At 70.9% G+C, this 16,430-nt stretch carries 15 protein-coding genes, 2 pseudogenes and 1 riboswitch; of the genes and pseudogenes, 8 read left to right on the top strand and 9 right to left on the bottom strand.

Annotation, left to right across the window (positions count from 1 at the left end):
- Positions 1 to 5: 5 nt before the first annotated feature.
- From ACGFNI_RS17555 to ACGFNI_RS17545, 3 genes are all read right to left on the bottom strand, one after another.
- Complete coding sequence (locus ACGFNI_RS17555) at positions 6 to 1,385, bottom strand: aspartate aminotransferase family protein (RefSeq protein ID WP_393684694.1); 1,380 nt, start codon at positions 1,383 to 1,385, stop codon at positions 6 to 8.
- Complete coding sequence (locus ACGFNI_RS17550) at positions 1,382 to 2,692, bottom strand: aminotransferase class III-fold pyridoxal phosphate-dependent enzyme (protein WP_393684692.1); 1,311 nt, start codon at positions 2,690 to 2,692, stop codon at positions 1,382 to 1,384. The genes ACGFNI_RS17555 and ACGFNI_RS17550 overlap by 4 nt, the downstream gene beginning before the upstream one ends.
- An 846-nt stretch (positions 2,693 to 3,538) precedes the next feature.
- Positions 3,539 to 4,978 (bottom strand): glutamate-cysteine ligase family protein, encoded by a 1,440-nt coding sequence (locus tag ACGFNI_RS17545; RefSeq protein ID WP_393684690.1) that lies wholly within the window; start codon positions 4,976 to 4,978, stop codon positions 3,539 to 3,541.
- Between the two features lie 404 nt (positions 4,979 to 5,382).
- Between ACGFNI_RS17545 and ACGFNI_RS17540 the strand changes: the two genes are divergently transcribed.
- Positions 5,383 to 5,892: a DUF4232 domain-containing protein gene (locus tag ACGFNI_RS17540; RefSeq protein ID WP_393684689.1), complete on the top strand. Its 510-nt coding sequence runs from the start codon at positions 5,383 to 5,385 to the stop codon at positions 5,890 to 5,892.
- 32 nt (positions 5,893 to 5,924) lie between these two features.
- Here ACGFNI_RS17540 and ACGFNI_RS17535 read toward each other — a convergent pair whose 3' ends face one another.
- Positions 5,925 to 6,635: a TetR/AcrR family transcriptional regulator gene (locus ACGFNI_RS17535; RefSeq protein WP_393684687.1), complete on the bottom strand. Its 711-nt coding sequence runs from the start codon at positions 6,633 to 6,635 to the stop codon at positions 5,925 to 5,927.
- A gap of 81 nt (positions 6,636 to 6,716) precedes the next feature.
- Between ACGFNI_RS17535 and ACGFNI_RS17530 the strand changes: the two genes are divergently transcribed.
- The gene (locus ACGFNI_RS17530) at positions 6,717 to 7,667 is read left to right on the top strand and encodes an alpha/beta fold hydrolase (RefSeq protein ID WP_393684685.1); all 951 of its coding nucleotides are present in this window, start codon (positions 6,717 to 6,719) and stop codon (positions 7,665 to 7,667) included.
- A 12-nt stretch (positions 7,668 to 7,679) separates the two neighbouring features.
- Here the strand turns inward: ACGFNI_RS17530 and ACGFNI_RS17525 are convergent, their stop codons facing one another.
- Positions 7,680 to 8,525: an alpha/beta fold hydrolase gene (locus ACGFNI_RS17525; protein WP_393684683.1), complete on the bottom strand. Its 846-nt coding sequence runs from the start codon at positions 8,523 to 8,525 to the stop codon at positions 7,680 to 7,682.
- Between the two features lie 92 nt (positions 8,526 to 8,617).
- Between ACGFNI_RS17525 and ACGFNI_RS17520 the strand changes: the two genes are divergently transcribed.
- From ACGFNI_RS17520 to ACGFNI_RS17510, 3 genes are all read left to right on the top strand, one after another.
- Positions 8,618 to 9,565 (top strand): LysR family transcriptional regulator, encoded by a 948-nt coding sequence (locus ACGFNI_RS17520; RefSeq protein WP_393684681.1) that lies wholly within the window; start codon positions 8,618 to 8,620, stop codon positions 9,563 to 9,565.
- 204 nt (positions 9,566 to 9,769) lie between these two features.
- Positions 9,770 to 10,747, top strand: a complete 978-nt coding sequence (locus ACGFNI_RS17515) for a sensor histidine kinase (protein WP_393684679.1) — start codon at positions 9,770 to 9,772, stop codon at positions 10,745 to 10,747.
- Positions 10,735 to 11,397, top strand: a complete 663-nt coding sequence (locus ACGFNI_RS17510; RefSeq protein WP_393685219.1) for a response regulator — start codon at positions 10,735 to 10,737, stop codon at positions 11,395 to 11,397. The genes ACGFNI_RS17515 and ACGFNI_RS17510 overlap by 13 nt, the downstream gene beginning before the upstream one ends.
- Before the next feature lie 86 nt (positions 11,398 to 11,483).
- Here ACGFNI_RS17510 and ACGFNI_RS17505 read toward each other — a convergent pair whose 3' ends face one another.
- The 3 genes and pseudogenes from ACGFNI_RS17505 to ACGFNI_RS17495 form a co-directional block, all read right to left on the bottom strand.
- Positions 11,484 to 12,119, bottom strand: coding sequence for a carboxylesterase family protein (locus tag ACGFNI_RS17505; RefSeq protein WP_393684677.1), 636 nt, complete (start codon positions 12,117 to 12,119; stop codon positions 11,484 to 11,486).
- A gap of 103 nt (positions 12,120 to 12,222) precedes the next feature.
- Positions 12,223 to 12,471, bottom strand: a pseudogene (locus ACGFNI_RS17500) (carboxylesterase family protein); the annotation flags it as partial.
- 30 nt (positions 12,472 to 12,501) lie between these two features.
- Positions 12,502 to 13,062 (bottom strand): lanthionine synthetase LanC family protein, encoded by a 561-nt coding sequence (locus tag ACGFNI_RS17495; RefSeq protein WP_393684675.1) that lies wholly within the window; start codon positions 13,060 to 13,062, stop codon positions 12,502 to 12,504.
- Positions 13,063 to 13,307: 245 nt separating this feature from the next.
- Between ACGFNI_RS17495 and ACGFNI_RS17490 the strand changes: the two are divergent.
- The 3 genes and pseudogenes from ACGFNI_RS17490 to ACGFNI_RS17480 form a co-directional block, all read left to right on the top strand.
- Positions 13,308 to 13,973: pseudogene (locus tag ACGFNI_RS17490) on the top strand (aldo/keto reductase); the annotation flags it as partial.
- 212 nt (positions 13,974 to 14,185) lie between these two features.
- Positions 14,186 to 15,007, top strand: a complete 822-nt coding sequence (locus ACGFNI_RS17485) for a phosphotransferase family protein (protein WP_393684673.1) — start codon at positions 14,186 to 14,188, stop codon at positions 15,005 to 15,007.
- Between the two features lie 115 nt (positions 15,008 to 15,122).
- A riboswitch (ZMP/ZTP riboswitch) is annotated at positions 15,123 to 15,208 on the top strand.
- Between the two features lie 21 nt (positions 15,209 to 15,229).
- Positions 15,230 to 16,096 carry a bifunctional 5,10-methylenetetrahydrofolate dehydrogenase/5,10-methenyltetrahydrofolate cyclohydrolase gene (locus tag ACGFNI_RS17480; RefSeq protein ID WP_393684672.1) on the top strand — a complete coding sequence of 289 codons (867 nt, stop codon included), beginning with the start codon at positions 15,230 to 15,232 and terminating at the stop codon, positions 16,094 to 16,096.
- A gap of 100 nt (positions 16,097 to 16,196) precedes the next feature.
- On the opposite strand, the gene ACGFNI_RS17475 is transcribed toward ACGFNI_RS17480, so the two are convergent.
- Positions 16,197 to 16,430: MTH1187 family thiamine-binding protein (locus tag ACGFNI_RS17475; RefSeq protein WP_393684670.1), on the bottom strand; the 234-nt coding region annotated here is incomplete at its 5' end.

The following is a 16,430-nucleotide window of genomic DNA, read 5'->3' as shown; positions in this document are numbered from 1 at the left end:
ACGGATTACCAGTTCACCTTGAGATTCGAGTGCATGAGCTTGAGGACGAGCGCAGGCGGCAGCCGGTACTGGCGGCGCAGCAGCCAGGTGATCCGCTCCATGAGCCAGGCCGGCCGCCGGTCGAGCCACGCAAGGGACTCGTCGAGCGCCGTCAGGACCCGCTGGATGTCGGCAGGTTCCACCGTCAGCGGCGGGTAGAACCGCAGCACCGGCTGATCCATCTGCTCGTTCAGGGAGTGCCCGAGGTGGATGCCGCGCGCGGCCATCTGCATCGAGATGAGGTTCTCCACCGACGGGTTGCGGGTCCGCAGCCCGGTCATCAGGCCGATGCCGGGAGCGTCGACGAGGTGCCGCGGGTGCCGGCGCACCGCCTCCCGCAGCCCCTCCCGCAGCGCCTTGCCGACCTGCTCGGCCCGCGCGGGAAGGTCGCGCCTGCGGACCTCGCGGACGGTGGCCGCCGCCGCTGCCATGGCCGCCCCGGACGGGGTGGTGCCCTCCAGCACGCCGGGGTGCCAGTCGGCCGAGCGGCGGGCCGCGTCGAGGACATCGCCGGTCATGGCGGCCACCGCGACCGGCAGGAAGCCCCCGGTGAGCGCCTTCGACAGCAGGATGATGTCGGGCACCACGCCGGAGTGCTCGATGGCGAACAGCCTGCCGGTGCGCCCGAAGCCGGTCTGGATCTCGTCCGCCACGAGCAGCGTCCCGCTCTCCCGGCAGGCGCGGGCGACGTCCGGCAGGAAGTCGGCCGGCGGGACGCGCAGGTACGCGCCGCCCAGTACGGGTTCGACGAAGACGGCGGCGACGTCCCTGGCGGCCAGCGCGCGGCGCACCGCGTCCGCGTCACCTGGCGGGACGACGACCAGATTCGGGTCGCGGGGCAGAAAGTCGCGGCGGTGCTCCTCCTGGCCGAGCACGGTCAGCGCGCCCAGCGTCTTGCCGTGGTAGCCGCCGTCGACGATGACCACCTTGCGGCGGTCGGGCCGGGCCAGGAACACGGCGCGCAGCGCGGCCTCGGAGACCTCGGCGCCGGAGCAGCCGAGGGTGAACCGGTCGAGCTCCTCCGGGAGCACCTCGGCGAGCTGCGCGAACAGATCCGCGGTCGCCGGGTGCACGGCGCCAGGCGGGACGGCAGGCGCCTGCTCCAGCGCCTCCAGGACGGCGGTGCGCACAGCGTCGTTCTGGTGGCCGACGAGGAAGACGCCGTAACTTCCGGCGAAGTCCAGGTAGGCGGAGCCGTCCTCGGCGAACACCTCGCTGCCGCGGGCGTGCGACTCGACCTGACGGGACGTCGCGGCCAGCATCAGTGCGGCGGTGGGGTTCCAGTGGCGGCCGAGCGCGGTGAGCACCCGCTGCCGGTCCCATGTCGCGGCGGTGGTGGCGGTCATGCGGTGGCCTCCTCGGGCCGGTGCGCGGCAACGTCCTTGAGTGCGTCGGCCAGGCGCGCCAGGATCTGGTCGGTGTCCGTCCGCTCCGCGGTGAGCGGCGGCAGCAGGGTGAGCAGGTCGCCGGACGGGGGCCTGGTGAGGACCTCGCGCCGGGCGAGCGCGCCGGCCAGGGCAGTGGCGGTCGCCGCGTCCCGGGCGCGCACCCACAGCAGCGAGCCGTCGGCGTGCAGTTCGCGCACGGTGTCCCCCAAATCCGCCAGACCGTCCCGCAGTCGGGCGGCCTCGACGGCGAACTCCCGCTGTCTGACAGCCAGTTGGTCGGAAGCGACGGCGCCGAGCACGGCCGATACGGCGGCGGCGGACAGCGGGTTCGCGCCGAACGTGGAGCCGTGCAGGCTGGGATTGCGCCCGCCGTAGACCCGCTGGTAGGCCGCGGCAGTCATGACGGCGGCGCCGACCGGCACCGCGTCCGCGCCGAGCGTCTCGCCCAACAGCAGCACGTCGGGGAAGATGCCGAGGGCGCCGGTGCCCAGGTCACTGCCCAGGCGGGCGGGACCGGTGAGCCGCTCGTCGAGTACCAGCAGCGCACCGGTGCGGTGGCAGCGCTCGCGCAGCTCCACCCACCAGGAGCGCGGCAGCCGCTCCAGCGGGCGGCCTGGTGCGGCGGGAGCGATGACCACGGCCGCCACCGAGGCGTCCACCCGCTCCAGCAGGCTCTCCGGCGCGTCGGCCGGGACGGTCTCGGGCCGCAGCGGCGCGCCGGGCAGGACGGGACGCCCCGACCGCAGGGACTGACCGTGGCTGAGCGTCCCGTAGGACTCGCCCCGGATACCGAGGACGGTGGGCCGGCCGGGATGGGTTCCCTTGGCCAGCTTCAGCGACGAGTCGAGCGCCTCGTTGCCGCTGTTGCACAGGTAACTGACGGCCAGCGGCCCCGGGCAGAAGGCGGCCAGGTCGGTGACCGCGCCGGCCAGCGGCCTGCTGATGAGAATGCGGCTGGACAGGGCGGTCCTGCGGGCCTGTTCGGCGAGCGCGGCCCGCACGGCGGGATGGCCGCTGCCGAACCCGCCGCCGGCGGCGTCGAGCCAGACCGTGCCGTCCCTGGCCTCGATCCGGGCGCCGTGCTGACGCTCGATGACCGGTACCGGGAGGCCGGTGGGCGGCTCCTGGATGAGATGGCGCCGCACCAGGGCGACGGGGTCGGCGACCGCCGTGGCGGGCGCGCTGCGACTGTGGGCTGGAGAGATATCGGCGGGGTTCGCCGTAGCGGATGGGGTCGCGTGATCTGCGGTGTCCGGGAAGGTCATCGTCTCTTTCCGTAGCTGCGGAGCGAACGGCGTCGGCCGGCACGGCGGGCCTGACTTGCTGCCCGGGTGCGTGCATGCAGGAGAGGGCGAAGCGCAGGTGAAGTGAGAGGGGGAGGGACGGCGAAGGCGCGGCGGGGACGCCACGCACACCGTGCGGTACCGATGCGGGACCGCACGGACGGCGCGGCGTGGAGGGCACAGCCGGTACGTGGCAGCGCGCGTGCTCCGCCACGGAGCCCCGGAGACGTGACGAGCGGCAGGTCCGCGCGTCAGCCGGTGCTCACCGGGACGACAACGGGGCTACTGTGTCCGCCCCTTGGCTACCGGGGCCCTGGCTCATGAAAAGCGGCAGTCACCATCGGCCGCAGGGCAGCCGACCGTGATGGCCGGGCCTTCGACAAGTAAATCGCACGTCGCTCACCGAGTTCCCCCTGACCTCGTTGACAGCCAGAGCCACGATGGTCACTGGCCGATCTGCAGTCACCGTAAGCGCAGCAGAACCCTCGACCATCACGTGAACACGTAGGTGACATCCGGCATCCCGCAAACACGGGGTACCTCCCGTCACACACACCACCGAAGGGGAATCCGCCCTGCTCGGAGCCGTGCGGCCGTGCCCCGTAACCACCGCCCGGCCCCCACTGACCGCGCGCCGGCGCCCCCGACCACCTCCCCGTCATGGCTGCCCGGCACATGCCCGCCGCTTGCCCACACCGGCACGTGAGCGCTTTTTGGCCCCGGCCGCGTCACCCGGCGCAGGCAACCCGGCCGCACATGACGCACCGGAAAGCGGCGGCCACGCACCGGCGGCCAACTCCCCCCACACACCGCCCCGGAGCGGACGTCTTACAACGAGCGCCCGAAGTCCGACAGCAGCCCCGGCACCCCTCCTGCGCGGAAGGCGGCGATCATGCGGTCGGCCGGCGTCTCGCGCCGTTCCAGCCGGGTGAAGAGGGGCGCCAGGAAAGCCTCCTCACCCCGTCCGCGTGCGCGCAGTCCGGATGCCGCGAGTTCGAGCACTCTGCGCATCACGGCGATGGACCGCTCGCCTTCGGCGCTCAGACCGTGGGTGCTGGCCCGTAGCCACCACCTGCGCCACTCCTGCCACGGCAACTCCTTCAACAGCGCCTCGGCGTCATCGAGCCGCTCCACGATGCCCAAGGTCAGTGCCGCGGCCACACCTTCTTCCCCCTGCGGAGCCACCCCGCACGTCCGGTTCTCCACATAGCAGTTGACGGCGTGTTCCTCGACGTAATCTCCGATCGTTCCTTGCGTGAGGGCGGCGCGCACCCCATCGAGATCGGTGCGGGAATCGAAGGCGTAGTGCAGCTTCGCGGCGGGCCACCCGTATTGATGGATGCGGTCGAGCATTTCCCGGTCGGGCGCGACCTGCACCAGGGTTCCGTCGATCTGCCGAGCCGGCACGGAATCACGGGAGAGAAGGAAATCCTTGAAGGACTTCCCGCCGAGGACTTCGCAGCCACCGCTCTTGCGGTTGGTCAAGAAGTAGATGCGCGAATCCCAGAAGTGCTCGATATAGGCACTCATATCGGAGAAGGGTTCCTCTGGAATTCCGTTCGACGTATACGCGGCTTCCGGCGCCGGCACCCTCATGGACCGCTCGTACCACACCCAGTTCCGCATTTCCTTCCACGGCTGAACGGCCCCACGGGCGATGGGCGAACAGGCTGTCAGCGCCGTGAAAACCCCCGCGAACCCACTCAGTACGTTGACGGCGCGGACCGCCTCGTCGGGCGTCACGTCAACCGCCGCCTGATGGGAGGCGATGGGGACGAACCAGTGGTGGAAATGCCACCGCCGGGTCAGGAGCAAGTACCAGTCCTTCCGGGTCTTGCGGGCAGGATCGACCCAGGTGCGGGGCTGCACCCCCGCGCACAGGATCGTGTACCCCATGACGTCCAGCAGACCTTGAAGCATCCGCAGGACATCGCCCGCGGCTTCGACCGCCTGACCCACCGTCTCCTGAGGAGCCAGCGAGATCTCGACCGTGCAGACCCCGGTGTCCGTGTTCAGAAGCTCATCGAAGCCCGCCGTCCGCCGGCGCACACCGGTGACACCCCCCACGACCGTCTCCTCGACCAGGGACCAGGACGTGTCGTGCGCGGCCAGCGAGCGCCACAGCCGCTGCGCCCCGCCCCGGTCAAGTCCCTTCTCGGTGGCGGTCTCGACCACCGGGAATTCGAGTTCGAGACCGACCCGGCGCGGAGACACGACCATGGAAACACCCTTCACTTCGCAGAAAACGGAGACGGCGCTGCGGCACACAATCCAAAGTACTTTTCCCTGCTCAAGGGAAGGTGGATACCACGGCGACTTCGGGCATTCCCGGATTCCCGGAACCGGCCGGCCCCTTTGCCGCCCCGGAGGCTCGCCTGCTTCGCCCTTCGCCCTCCGCCCTTCGCCATGCGCCAGAACATTCCAACTACCTGCCCGCAGCAAACGGCCTGGCCGGAACGGACTGCCGCCCGGACCGGCAGGGGAGGCCACCGCGCAAGCCTGGGCGCGGACGAACGGCACCGGTACATGTGGCTCGCGCGTCCTGCGGCACGACTGTGACGTTCCTCCGACATTTCCCCCAACGGGCAGGGGAAGGAGTGGTGTTGACCATGGCTCCGGCGGAGAACGGGAACATCCGGCAGGGCCATCGAGCAAGGCAAGGAGTGTGCAAGATGCGTACCAACCGGAAGATCGCCGTCGCCCTCGCCGCCACCGCGACGGTGGCCGCCGCGGGTGCGGGAGTCGCGCAGGCTTCGCCGGCGACGGCCGACAGCGACGCCCCCTCCGCATGCCGTCCGGCCAACCACACCGGGAAGATCACCGTGGCGCCCGACAGCGCGAAGCACCATCACTACCGCGTCACCCTGACCGCGCCGCGCGGGTACGAGTCGTGCACGCTGGCAGGTTCGCCCACCGACGTGCGCTTCTCGCACCAGGGCAAGGACAACGGCGTCACCGCCGGCCACTACGGCACCCAGCAGACCGCGGTCACCTTCGGCCCCGGCCACCCGGTGCACTTCGACATCCAGGTCCCCGCCGGCGCCCACGGCGGCACCGCCGCGGACGAGGTGTCCTTCACGCTCCAGGCTCCGGGCGGCGAGATCCCCGGCACGTCCGTCGCCGACGGCAAGCTGAAGGTGGCCACCGGCACCCTCATCGGCCCGGTGCAGCGCGGCGCCTGAGCCGCCTCCGCACCGCCGGGAGGGCGGCCCGCCTATTTTCCGCGGGCGGTTCCGGACGAAAGGAGCCCCGTGAGTACCTGCCGCAGCGCCCGTTCGAAGAGGGCTTGCGGGGCTTGTGCGGGGTCCGCTTCGGTCTGATCGGCCATGGCGGACGCGACGTACGGATGATCGCCTTGGGCGGCTGCTTCGCTCAGGTAGGCGGCCTGCGCCGCCTGGCGGCTCGCATGCCCGCGGTTTCCCTGGAGTTCGGTCCTGGCGAACTGGGCGACAAGGGCGCTCATCAGCGCGACGACTTCCAGCTTGGTCCGCCCTGCCAGCGGGGCGGGTGCCATCGCCCGCAGCGCGTACTCCAGGTAGTCCAGACCCTGGGGGCCGAGCCGCAGAGGTTCCGGCGGGACGTCGGACAGCCAGGGGTGCCGCAGATGGACCGTCTTGGCCCGGGTCGCGAGGGCGACCAGGTCCTCGACGGGATCACCGCGCAGGGGGACGTCAAGGCCGACCTCTCCCGTCGCCGCGTCCGTCATCAGGTCGAGCAGGTCATCGCGGCTGGAGAGGTAGCGGTAGAGCGACGCCTGGCCGGTGCCCAGCGCCTTGGCCACCTGGCGCATGGATACCGCCGACAGGCCGTCCCGGTCGGCCAGTTCGACGGCGACGGCGGTCAGCTCCGCGCGGCTGTGCACGGCCGTGGGGCCGCGGGTGCCGCGTCCGGGCCGCGCCCAGACGGACACAGGTTCCTGGGGCAAGTTTCCACCTTCCTCATCCGTTCCCGTGGTGCGTCTCTTATCCTAAACTGCGAACGATGATCGCAGTTTAGGGAGGTTCTTATGTCCTCGTCATCGGCATGCCTGTGGAGCCCGGTCCGCTGGGCCCGGAACGGCGCGGTCCGGCTCGCCTTCGACCTGCTGACCGAAGGGGCCGACGGTGAGCCGCTTCTGATGGCCATGGGGCTGGGCGCCAACCGCCTGTGGTTCCCTGACGGCCTGTGCCGGACGCTGGCCGCGCAGGGTTTCGCAGTCGCCCGCTACGACCAGCGCGATGGCGGGGAATCGACCCACCTGCCACCCACCGCCACCCGCAACCCCCTCTCCGCACTGTTCAAAAAGCGCGGAGAGGCGTACACGGCCGAGGACATGGCCGATGACGCCGTCGCCGTCATGGATGCTCTGGGGTGGCAGTCGGCGCATCTGCTGGGCGTCTCACTCGGTGGCGCCGTCGCCCAGCGCGTGACGCTACGGCACCCGGAACGCGTCCGGACGCTCACGTCCATGGCCGCCGTTCCCGGAGATGTCGCGGGCCTTCAGGCCATGCGGTACATACGGATGACAACCCTGGCGAAGTTCGCCCGCATGAAGTTCCCCGACACCCCCGATGGCGCCATCGCGGCCGGCGTCGCCGTCTCCCGTCTCCTCGCATCGCCGAACCGCCTCTTCGACGAGCGCGCGGCCCGGGAAGCCGCCGAACGCAACGTCGACAACGGCGTACGGGACCAGCAGGCGCAGGGCCGCCAGATCGGCGCGCAGTGGCACGGCCGGCCGATCAGCGCCATCACCCGGCCCACCCTGGTGCTCCACGGGGCGGACGACCCCCTCATCAAGCCCGCGGCGGCGAAGGCGATTGCCTCCCGGATCCCCGACGCGCGCCTGGTCCTCCTGCCCCGAGTCGGCCACGAGCTTCCCGAGCCCGCATGGGACGGCGTCGCCGCCGAACTCCGCGGGCTTGCCGACACCACACGCACCAGGAAGGACAAGAGCGCCACCGCGCCCCCGAAGGGCTGAACGGCTCGATGCTCAGGGCAGCAGAGCAGCGGCGAGCTCGCGGGGCCGGGCGGCGAACGGGGTGTGGCTGCCCGGGAGGGTACGCACGGTGAACGGGTTGCCCGGCACGGCCCGGTCGGCCTCCGCGATCATCAGATCCTGCACGGCCGGCGGCAGCGCCCGGTCGTCCGCGCAGCGCAGGAAAGTCCGAGGGATCCGTCCCCACCGCGCGGAGGTCACCGTGACCGGCGTGGTCGGGATCGCCAGCGGCAGATCGGTGCTCAGCGCCGAGCGCCAGCGGTCGAAGCGGTCCGGTGGGGTGTCGTGGTAGTGGGTCTGCCGCAGATCCTCGACGTAGGCGGGATCCCGTGAGAGCGGGTTGATCCGTATGGCGCCAAGCTCCTCGGGGTCGCCGAGGTGGAGACGCTGTCCCCGTGCCGTGGCGTTCTCGGGCGAGCTGATGTAGTCGGAGAACCGCGGCCGTCCGGCGGGGACGAAAGCCGACAGGTAGACGAGGGCGTCGACGAGTTCGGGCGCCCGCTCGGCGGCCAGCGACGCGGGGCCGCCGCCCGCGCTGTGCGCGACGAGCACGACACGGCGGTGAGGGCGGACCTGTCGGAGTGTGTCCAGCACGCTCTCGGCGCAGTCGTCCATCGTCACGGTGGCGAGCGGGGACTTCTCGGTCAGCAGGCCCGGCTGTCCTGGCAGGAGGTATCCGCTGGGCAGCAGTGCGTCGAAGCCGTGCCCGGGGAGGTCGACGGCCACGCCGGCGGCACCGAGTCCGGCGAGCGCGCGCTGCGTCGCCGCCCACTGTCCGGAGCTGTGCCAGGCACCGTGCACGAAGACGAAGACGGTGTGGCTGGGGGAGAGGTCTGTCATGACGGCATTCCACGCGACCCGGCCCCGGCCATCCAGTAAAAGATCTGGCAAGCTGCCCCATGATACCCAGGAGATATTGCCGGGAGGCTGACATGGAGGCGCGGCACCTGCGGTACGCCCTGGCCCTCGCCGAGCACGCACACTTCGGCCGGGCGGCCGGCGCTCTGGGCATCGCACAGCCTCCGCTGTCCAAACAGATCGCCGACCTCGAACGCGAGGTGGGCGCCAGGCTGTTCAGCCGCACCCGCCAGGGGGTGTTCCCGACGGCGGCGGGTGCGGCCTTCCTCTCCCGGGCACGCAGAGCGCTCGACGAGATCACGGCGGCCTCGGTCGACGCGGCCAGGGCCGCACGCGGCGAAACCGGCCGACTGCGCCTGGGGTTCATCGCATCGGCGCTGCTCGAACCCCTGCCGGACGTCCTCGGCCGGTTCGGACGCGAACGGCCCGACGTACGGCTGGAATTGCACGAGATGGCGACCAGCCGCAGCACAGCCGCCCTGGTCGCCGGCGAACTGGACGTGGCGATCACCCTCGGCCGGCCACGGGGCGCCGGCGCCGAGCGACTGGTGTCCGTCCCGATCGGACACGACCACCTGGTCGCCGTCGTGAACAGCACGCACCCCTACGCGGGCCAACCGACGGTGAGCGCGGACCAGTTGCGGCACCAGCCACTGATCGTGGCGCCAGGCGAGGACGAGCCCACCGTCATCACCGGCCTGCACACCCTGCTGGGCAAGGATTCGCCGGCCCTCTCCGGAGCGACCGTCGCGAGGGACATCCACACGATCATCGGCCTCGCCGCCTGCGGTGTGGGCGTGGGACTGGGGCCCTCCCGCATGCTGTCGGCCCCACGACGGGGCACCTGGTTCTGCGAGGTGACCCCGCGCACGCCCCTGCCCGACCTGGTCCTGTCCTTCGCTGCCCGGGACCGTTCCCCGGTGCTGAACGCCTTCCTCGACACCATCCGCAACAACTGCCCCGACGTCGGCGCCGCACTCGACCACTGGCTCGGCCCACCCTCGCCCCAACGCCTGACATGACCAGGTGACAAGCCCGTCGAGCGAAGCAGCCGTCGAGCGATCGGCATTGCTGCCGGCGGCGCTGCGCGCGGGATGCGGCCGGGCATCGGTACGGGACCGCAGCGTGGATCTCGGCCTCGTACTGGTCTCCTCGGGGCCGGCCGCCGGGACGCTGGCCGGGGAGTACTTCTCGTCCGCCCGTCCGCCCGTCCGCCCGTCCGGAGGGTGGCTGCTGATCGACGCCGCCGGCCGGTTCCGGTGGCGGTGGGCCTGGCGTTGGCCTCGGCGCTGGCGCGGACGGCGGGATTTCCGGCCGGGGCGGCGGCCTTCGGGGTGGCACAGCGTTGCCGTACGGGGCCGGCGGTGGCCGTGGCGGTGCTCCTGGCGGCTGTGACGGTGTGCGACCTCGCGGTCCGTCAGCACGGTCAGGGCGGCCTGCTGGCATATGGGTCCGTGGTACTGCTGAGCGGCGTGGGGCTGCTGGTAGGTCTGTTCGCGCGTGCCCGGCGGGAGTTGGTGGCCGTGTTGCGGGAGCGGGCCCTGCGCGCGGAGGCCGAACAGCGTCACCGGGCCGAGGAAGCCCGCCGCGCGGAACGCCTGCGCATCGCGCGGGAGATGCACGACGCACTGGCGCACCGCCTGTCGGTGCTGAGCCTGCACGCCGGAGCGCTGGCGTCCCGGCCGGACGCACCGGCCGCGCAGATCGCCCGCTCCGCCGAGATCGTGCGAGCGGGCGCGCACGACGCGCTGCTGGACCTCAAGGACGTGGTCGGCGTCCTCCGTGGCGCACAGCCTCCTGCCGACCCTCCGTCAACTCCCCGGAATTTCCTGGAACTTGCCGACGAAGCCCGCCGGGCCGGCAGTCCGGTGGCACTCGACGCGTTCCCCGCCTCCTGGGACGGCGTCCCCGACTCCGTGCGGCGCGACGTGTACTGCGTGCTCCAGGAAGCACTGACCAACGCACGCGAGCACGCCCCCGGGCACCTCGTCACCGTTCGGATCGACCGCACCGCACACGGCATCCGGATCGGTGTGCACAACCGACTTACCGCTGCCGCACACCGGCCGCACACGATCCCAGGCGACGGCTTCGGACCGGCCGGGCTGCGCGAGAGAGCGGCGCTGGCGGGCGGCAGCCTGGAGCACGGCCGGCACCCCGACGGCACCTTCCGCCTGTCGGCCTGGCTGCCCTGGCAGCCGTGACCGCACGCATCGGCGTGGCCGTCGTCGACGACGACGCCCTCGTACGCCTGGCCCTGACGACCATGCTTGGCGGCCTGCCGGACATCGAGATCGTCGGCGAGGCCACGGACGGCGCCGAGGCGAAGGCGCTGGCTGCCGAATACGCCCCGGACGTCGTCCTGTTGGACCTCAACATGCCGGGCACGGACGGGCTGCGCGCCGCCGCGACGCTCGCCGCCGGGCCCGCCGCGCCGGCGGTTCCCGTCCTGACCGCGTTCGACACGGACGAGAACGTCCTGGCGGCGCTGCGCGCGGGAGCCTGCGGATTCATCGCCAAGCACACACCGCCGCCGGACATCGTCACGGCGATCCGCCAGGCCGCCGCGGGCGATCCCGTCCTGTCCCCGAACGCACTGCGCGGGCTCATCCGGCAGGTCACCACCCCTGAAGGGCACGACGCACGCCGGCGCGCGCGGGCCCTGCTCGACCGGCTCACCGAGCGGGAACGCGCCGTCGCCGGATGCGTGGCACAGGGCAGCACCAACGCCCAGATCGCCGCCGAACTGCACCTGAGCACCGCAGGCGTCAAACTCCACCTCTCCCGCACACTGGCCAAACTCGGCGTCGGCAACCGGACGCAACTGGCCCTGCTCGTCCACGACGCACGCTGACCCCCACCCCCAGGGCGCGCAACGGCCAACAAGCCAGGCCGACAACCGAGCACCGACCCCCCAACTACCCTCCACCACCGGGCAGTTCACGCATCCTTCACGGTCCGCCAGAAGGCGCAGTGATGTTCCCGCGCACCGTCGACCGGCCTGATTCCACCCGCGCCCGGTGCGAACGCCAGCTGAGGGGAGCCGGCCCGCCCCGGCACAGCGCGGGGCCAATAGCGAACGCCGGCCGAACCGGGACGCCCGGTCCAGGCGAAGTGCGTCCAGTAGTCGATCATTCGGGCGCCCAGCCGACGCTGCCCACGGGTGTAGGACAACGCATGCCCCTCAAGATCGACCGGCTTGCCCTTGATGTCGAACAGGTAGAGCAGCTCCGCCGCGTGCGACGCCCCGACACGGGAGCCGGCGGGCACCGGCGCATACGGAGGGGCCTCCGCGTCGGCGAACTCGTAACCGTAGACAGGCGACCGCCGGGAGAGCGCATCACCCACCGCCATACCCGGACACACGAACATCCGGTCGCTGTAGGCCGCATACAACTGCTCCCACGAATCCCCCTCAGCCGCCGGGGGATACAACGCCGCCACCCGCCGGGCCCCACGCACACCGAACCCCGACTCCAGCCGCCTGCGATACTGACTTGCCGTCAAATGCAGTCCCTGCACCCGCATCAGCGGCGCGAGGAAACGCAACTCGTCCCGCGTCTGCCCGACAACCACCGGAACGCGGTGGAACCGCCCCGCCCGCAGCGCAGCCGAGCGGACGGAAGTGCGAACCGGCCGCGCCACCCGGCTTCAACCCACCCCTGGGCCACGAAACGGCACACGACCCGCTCTGCAACACCACCTTGTCGAACAGCCCCGCCGACCCCGGCGACACCAGATGCGCACAGGCCCCCACCGCACCACCGGACTGCCCGAACAACGTCACGTTCCCGGCATCACCCCCGAACGCCCCGGCATTCTCACGCACCCACCGCAACGCCGCCTGCTGATCCTGCAACGTGAAAGTGCCCGACCCACGCATCCCCGGCACCCCGAACAAACCGAACACACCGAGCCGGAAGTCCACCGACACCACCACATCGCCCCGCAGCCGTGTTCACCACAACCCTGCCGGGGTCTGCTCGGCCGTGCGCAGGTAGGGCTCCAGCGCGAGGACGGCCAGGTCGGTGTCGCCCGCTGCCAGCGCGCCGAGGCCGATGCCGGCGTTGCCGCCGATCAGCTCGAACCAGTCGCCCCAGCGCGTCCCGTCGAAACGTGCGCGCACCAGATCCAGAGCCCGGTCCGCGGCGGCAGCGGCATCCGGGGCGCCGAGTTCATCGTGGACCGCCCTTAACGCGAGCGCCATGCCTGCCAGGCCGCAGTAGAGGGAGTTGTCCTCCCAGCCGTCGACGACGGCGGACAGGCTGCGGGCGGCGCGCAGGGCGGCGTCGCCGTACCGGTCGTCTCCGAAGTGCCGCCACGCTTCCAGCAGGACGGGGACGATACCGGCCGTGCCACTGTAGAGCGAGGGGTCGGGCTCGTCATCGGAAGGCATGGCGGCCCAGGCCAGGCCCTTGTCACCGACCTCCCGCGCGCTCCCGAGCAGCCAGCGCAAAGCATCGGCTGCCAACGCTTCGACCTTGTCCACCGCTACGTTCGTTGTCTCCGCTGCCGTCATAGCGCTCACCTTGGCACGTGACACCGAACGCGCCCAGACAGCCAGTGTTTTGACGTCGTGCGAGAAGCGAAGATCCAGACGGCAGAACCTGGCTCGTGACCGCAACGCTTGCCTCGTGAGCTGGGGCGTTGCCGCACCGCTGCCGAGCCGTCGGGCGTGGTCCAGGTTCCTCTCAAGCCGGGCAATCCGACGACTGAGAGGCGACTGGGAGACGTACAGCCGGCCAGCGGATTGCGGGTTGCACATCCACCCTGCGCTTCATCGAGGACAGCCTCAAGCGCCTCAAGACCGACCGCCTCGACATCGTGTGGGTGCACGACGTCGCGCAGGACTTCTACGGAGACGACTGGCTGGCCGCCGCCTACGAGACGGCCCGCACGGGCGCCTTTCCGTGTCCTGCAGGAGCTGCGCGAGGAGGGCGTCATCAAGGCCCGGTGCCTGGGAGCCAACCGCGTGGAGCCCCTGGAGCTCACCCTCGACCTGGACGAGCCGAAGCCCGACGCCTTCCTCCTCACCGGCCGCTACACGCTCCTCGACCACGACCGCGCCCTGCAGCGCCTGCTGCCGACCGCCTCCGCCCAGGACGTGGACATCGTGATCGGCGGCCCCTACAGCTCGGGAATCCCCGCCGGAGGAACACACTTCGAGTACCAGAAGGCGCCAGCGGCCGTCATCGACAAGGTGGAGCGGATCAAGGCGATCGCCGAGCGGCACGGGGTCGGCATCAAGGCCGCCGCCCTGCAGTTCTCCCTCGCCCATCCGGCCACGGTTGCCGCGATCCCCGGCGCCACGAAGCCCAGCCGCATCGCGGGAGACGCAGCCGCCCTCCGCGAGACCGTCCCAGCCGCGTTCTGGACGCGCTACGCGAGGAGAAGGTGATCGCCGACTCCGCGCCCGTACCGGCCGCCTGACCGCTCAACACTCGGATGCTGTCGACCTCTGAACGGCCAGCCCTCGCACCAAGGGCTACAAACCGAACGCTCCGAGGGCGGCCCCGTTACGGCGTTCACGTAGAACGCCAATGAGCGCGGGGAATCCCGGCGACCGCGCAGCACCCGCGGATCGCGGCTTTCGGTGCACGTCCGCAAGGGCGCTGATGGCGAGCCTGGCAGGATCTCTGCCCATGAGTTCCAGCCGATGGGGCACCCACGCAGTCGAGATGACCGCTGACCATGTGATCAAGAGGTTCCCGAGGAAGGACGGTGGTTGCGCCCAGCGCGAGTGGCGGGCTCTGACTTTGCTGGCCACGTACGCTCCGGGACTGGCCCCGGAGCCCCGGGCGGCCGACCTCGCAGCTCTTGAGCCGGTTGTGGTGATGTCTCGACTTGCCGGTACTCCCTTGCGTGGCACCGCTGTTGAGGGCAAGAAGATCGAAGCCTTGGCCAAGGCAGTGACCACTCTGCATGAGGCCGTGCCGGCCGACGTCGTCTGCCGGATCCCGCTCAGACCCGGGCACCAAGACGAACTCGTCAGCCACCTCGACGAGTGGGCCGTGACGATTCGCCCCCGAGCGGGCGGCCCGGTGAGGCAGGCCATGGACACCGGGTTGGACTGGCTGGCCCGGTCGGGGCTGGGCGCCGACACTCGGCGGGAGGTTCCGCCGGTCTTCGGCCCCGGTGACGGCAACCTCGCGAACTATCTATGGGACGGCTCCCGCATCCAGGTCGTCGACTTCGAGGACTCGGGCCGCAGCGACCGGGCATTCGAACTGGCGGAAATCACCGAGCACGTGGGCAGTTGGGTGGAGCATCCGCTGGACGTCTCAGCCTTCCTGGAGCAATTCGAGCTTTCCCCAGTGGAGACCGCACGTCTGCGGGAGAGTCGCCGACTGCTGGCCCTGGTCTGGCTGTTCCTGCTGGCAGGCGAGGCAACGGACCGTCCCCGAAACCCTCCCGGCACGGTGGAACGGCAAGCCGGCCGCGTGTTGGAGCTGTTGGCCCGATGATGACGTCCGCAGCAGTCCTGGACGCGTTCCACCTCGCAAGTCCTGGCCGAACTGGCCCCCCAGAGCCCCCCGATCCCGTCGGTGCCTGGTGAGGATGCGGCGTCTACTACCGTGCGGCGTGGGCCGTGACTGGCGCTGAGGTGGAGCACCACCGGGGAGCGGTCTGACGAGAAGTCGATGCCGTGCGCCTGGGCGAGTGGTCAGCAGCGCCTGGAGGCAGCGATGTTCCCGAATCGGACGGCCCAGCTCATGGACGGCGCCGGCCTCGCCAAACGCATCGTCGAAGAGGCCGCAGCCAAAGCGGCGGAGATCTCACGGCGCACGGGAACCAGTCCCTGTCTGGCAACGGTGCTGGTGGGAGAGGACCCCGCCTCGGCCACGTACGTCCGCATGAAACGGGCCCGCTGCACCAAGGCAGGCATCCAGTCCCGGCACATCGGCCTGCCGGCCACCACCACGACCGCCGAACTGATCGACACCCTCGCCGCCCTGTCCGACGATCCGGAAGTCCACGGCATCCTGCTCCAGCATCCTTGCGGCCCGCACATCGACGAGCGGGCGACGTTCGAGGCCATTGCCCCCGAGAAGGATGTCGACGGGGTCACGATGCATTCCTTCGCCGCGATGAGCTTCGCGCTGCCGGGCTTCGTGTCCTGCACTCCCGGCGGGCTCATGCGGCTGCTGGACGCGTACGACGTCGAACTCCCTGGCAAGCACGCCGTCGTGGTGGGACGCAGCGCGATTCTCGGCAAACCGATGGGGATGCTCCTGCTCGCGAAGGACGCAACGGTGACGTACTGCCACTCGCGCACGGCGGACCTGTCAGCGATCGTCCGGGAAGCGGACGTCGTGGTAGCGGCCGTGGGACGGCCCCGGCTGATCCGGGGCGAAGACATCAAGCCCGGCGCGGTGGTGATCGACGCCGGATACAACCCGGGCAACGTCGGCGACGTGGACTTCGACACCGCCCTCACCCGCGCCCGTCTGATCACGCCGGTGCCCGGCGGCGTCGGACCGATGACCATCGCCGTCCTGCTCGCCCAGACCGTTGCTGCTGCCGCGAACCAACTCGGAATCCAGGAGCACTGAAGGTTTCCCCGCAGAACGGAGAAGCGCAGGTCTGCGGGCCTGGTCAGGTGACGCCGTCGGTGGACGGCTCAGCCCTTCAAGGGCACCGTCCGCTGCGTGCTCAACCCCTGCTTCCCGGCTGGGATTCGTCGCCGCCGGTGCCCGAGATGCGCTGCTCAAGGAGAGCGATTTTGTTGTTGAGCGGGTCGGGCATATTCGGCCACACGTCGACCTTGATGCTCACCTGGACGCGGGGTGCTTTGAGCGCGACCGCTTCCGTGGCGCGTTTGATGACGCTCATGACCTCGTCCCACTCACCTTCGATCATGGTGTACATGGAATCCGAACGGTTGGG

It is taken from the genome of Streptomyces sp. NPDC048644, assembly GCF_043199105.1.
Classification (GTDB): domain Bacteria; phylum Actinomycetota; class Actinomycetes; order Streptomycetales; family Streptomycetaceae; genus Streptomyces.
This window is presented reverse-complemented; position numbering and strand designations above follow the sequence as displayed.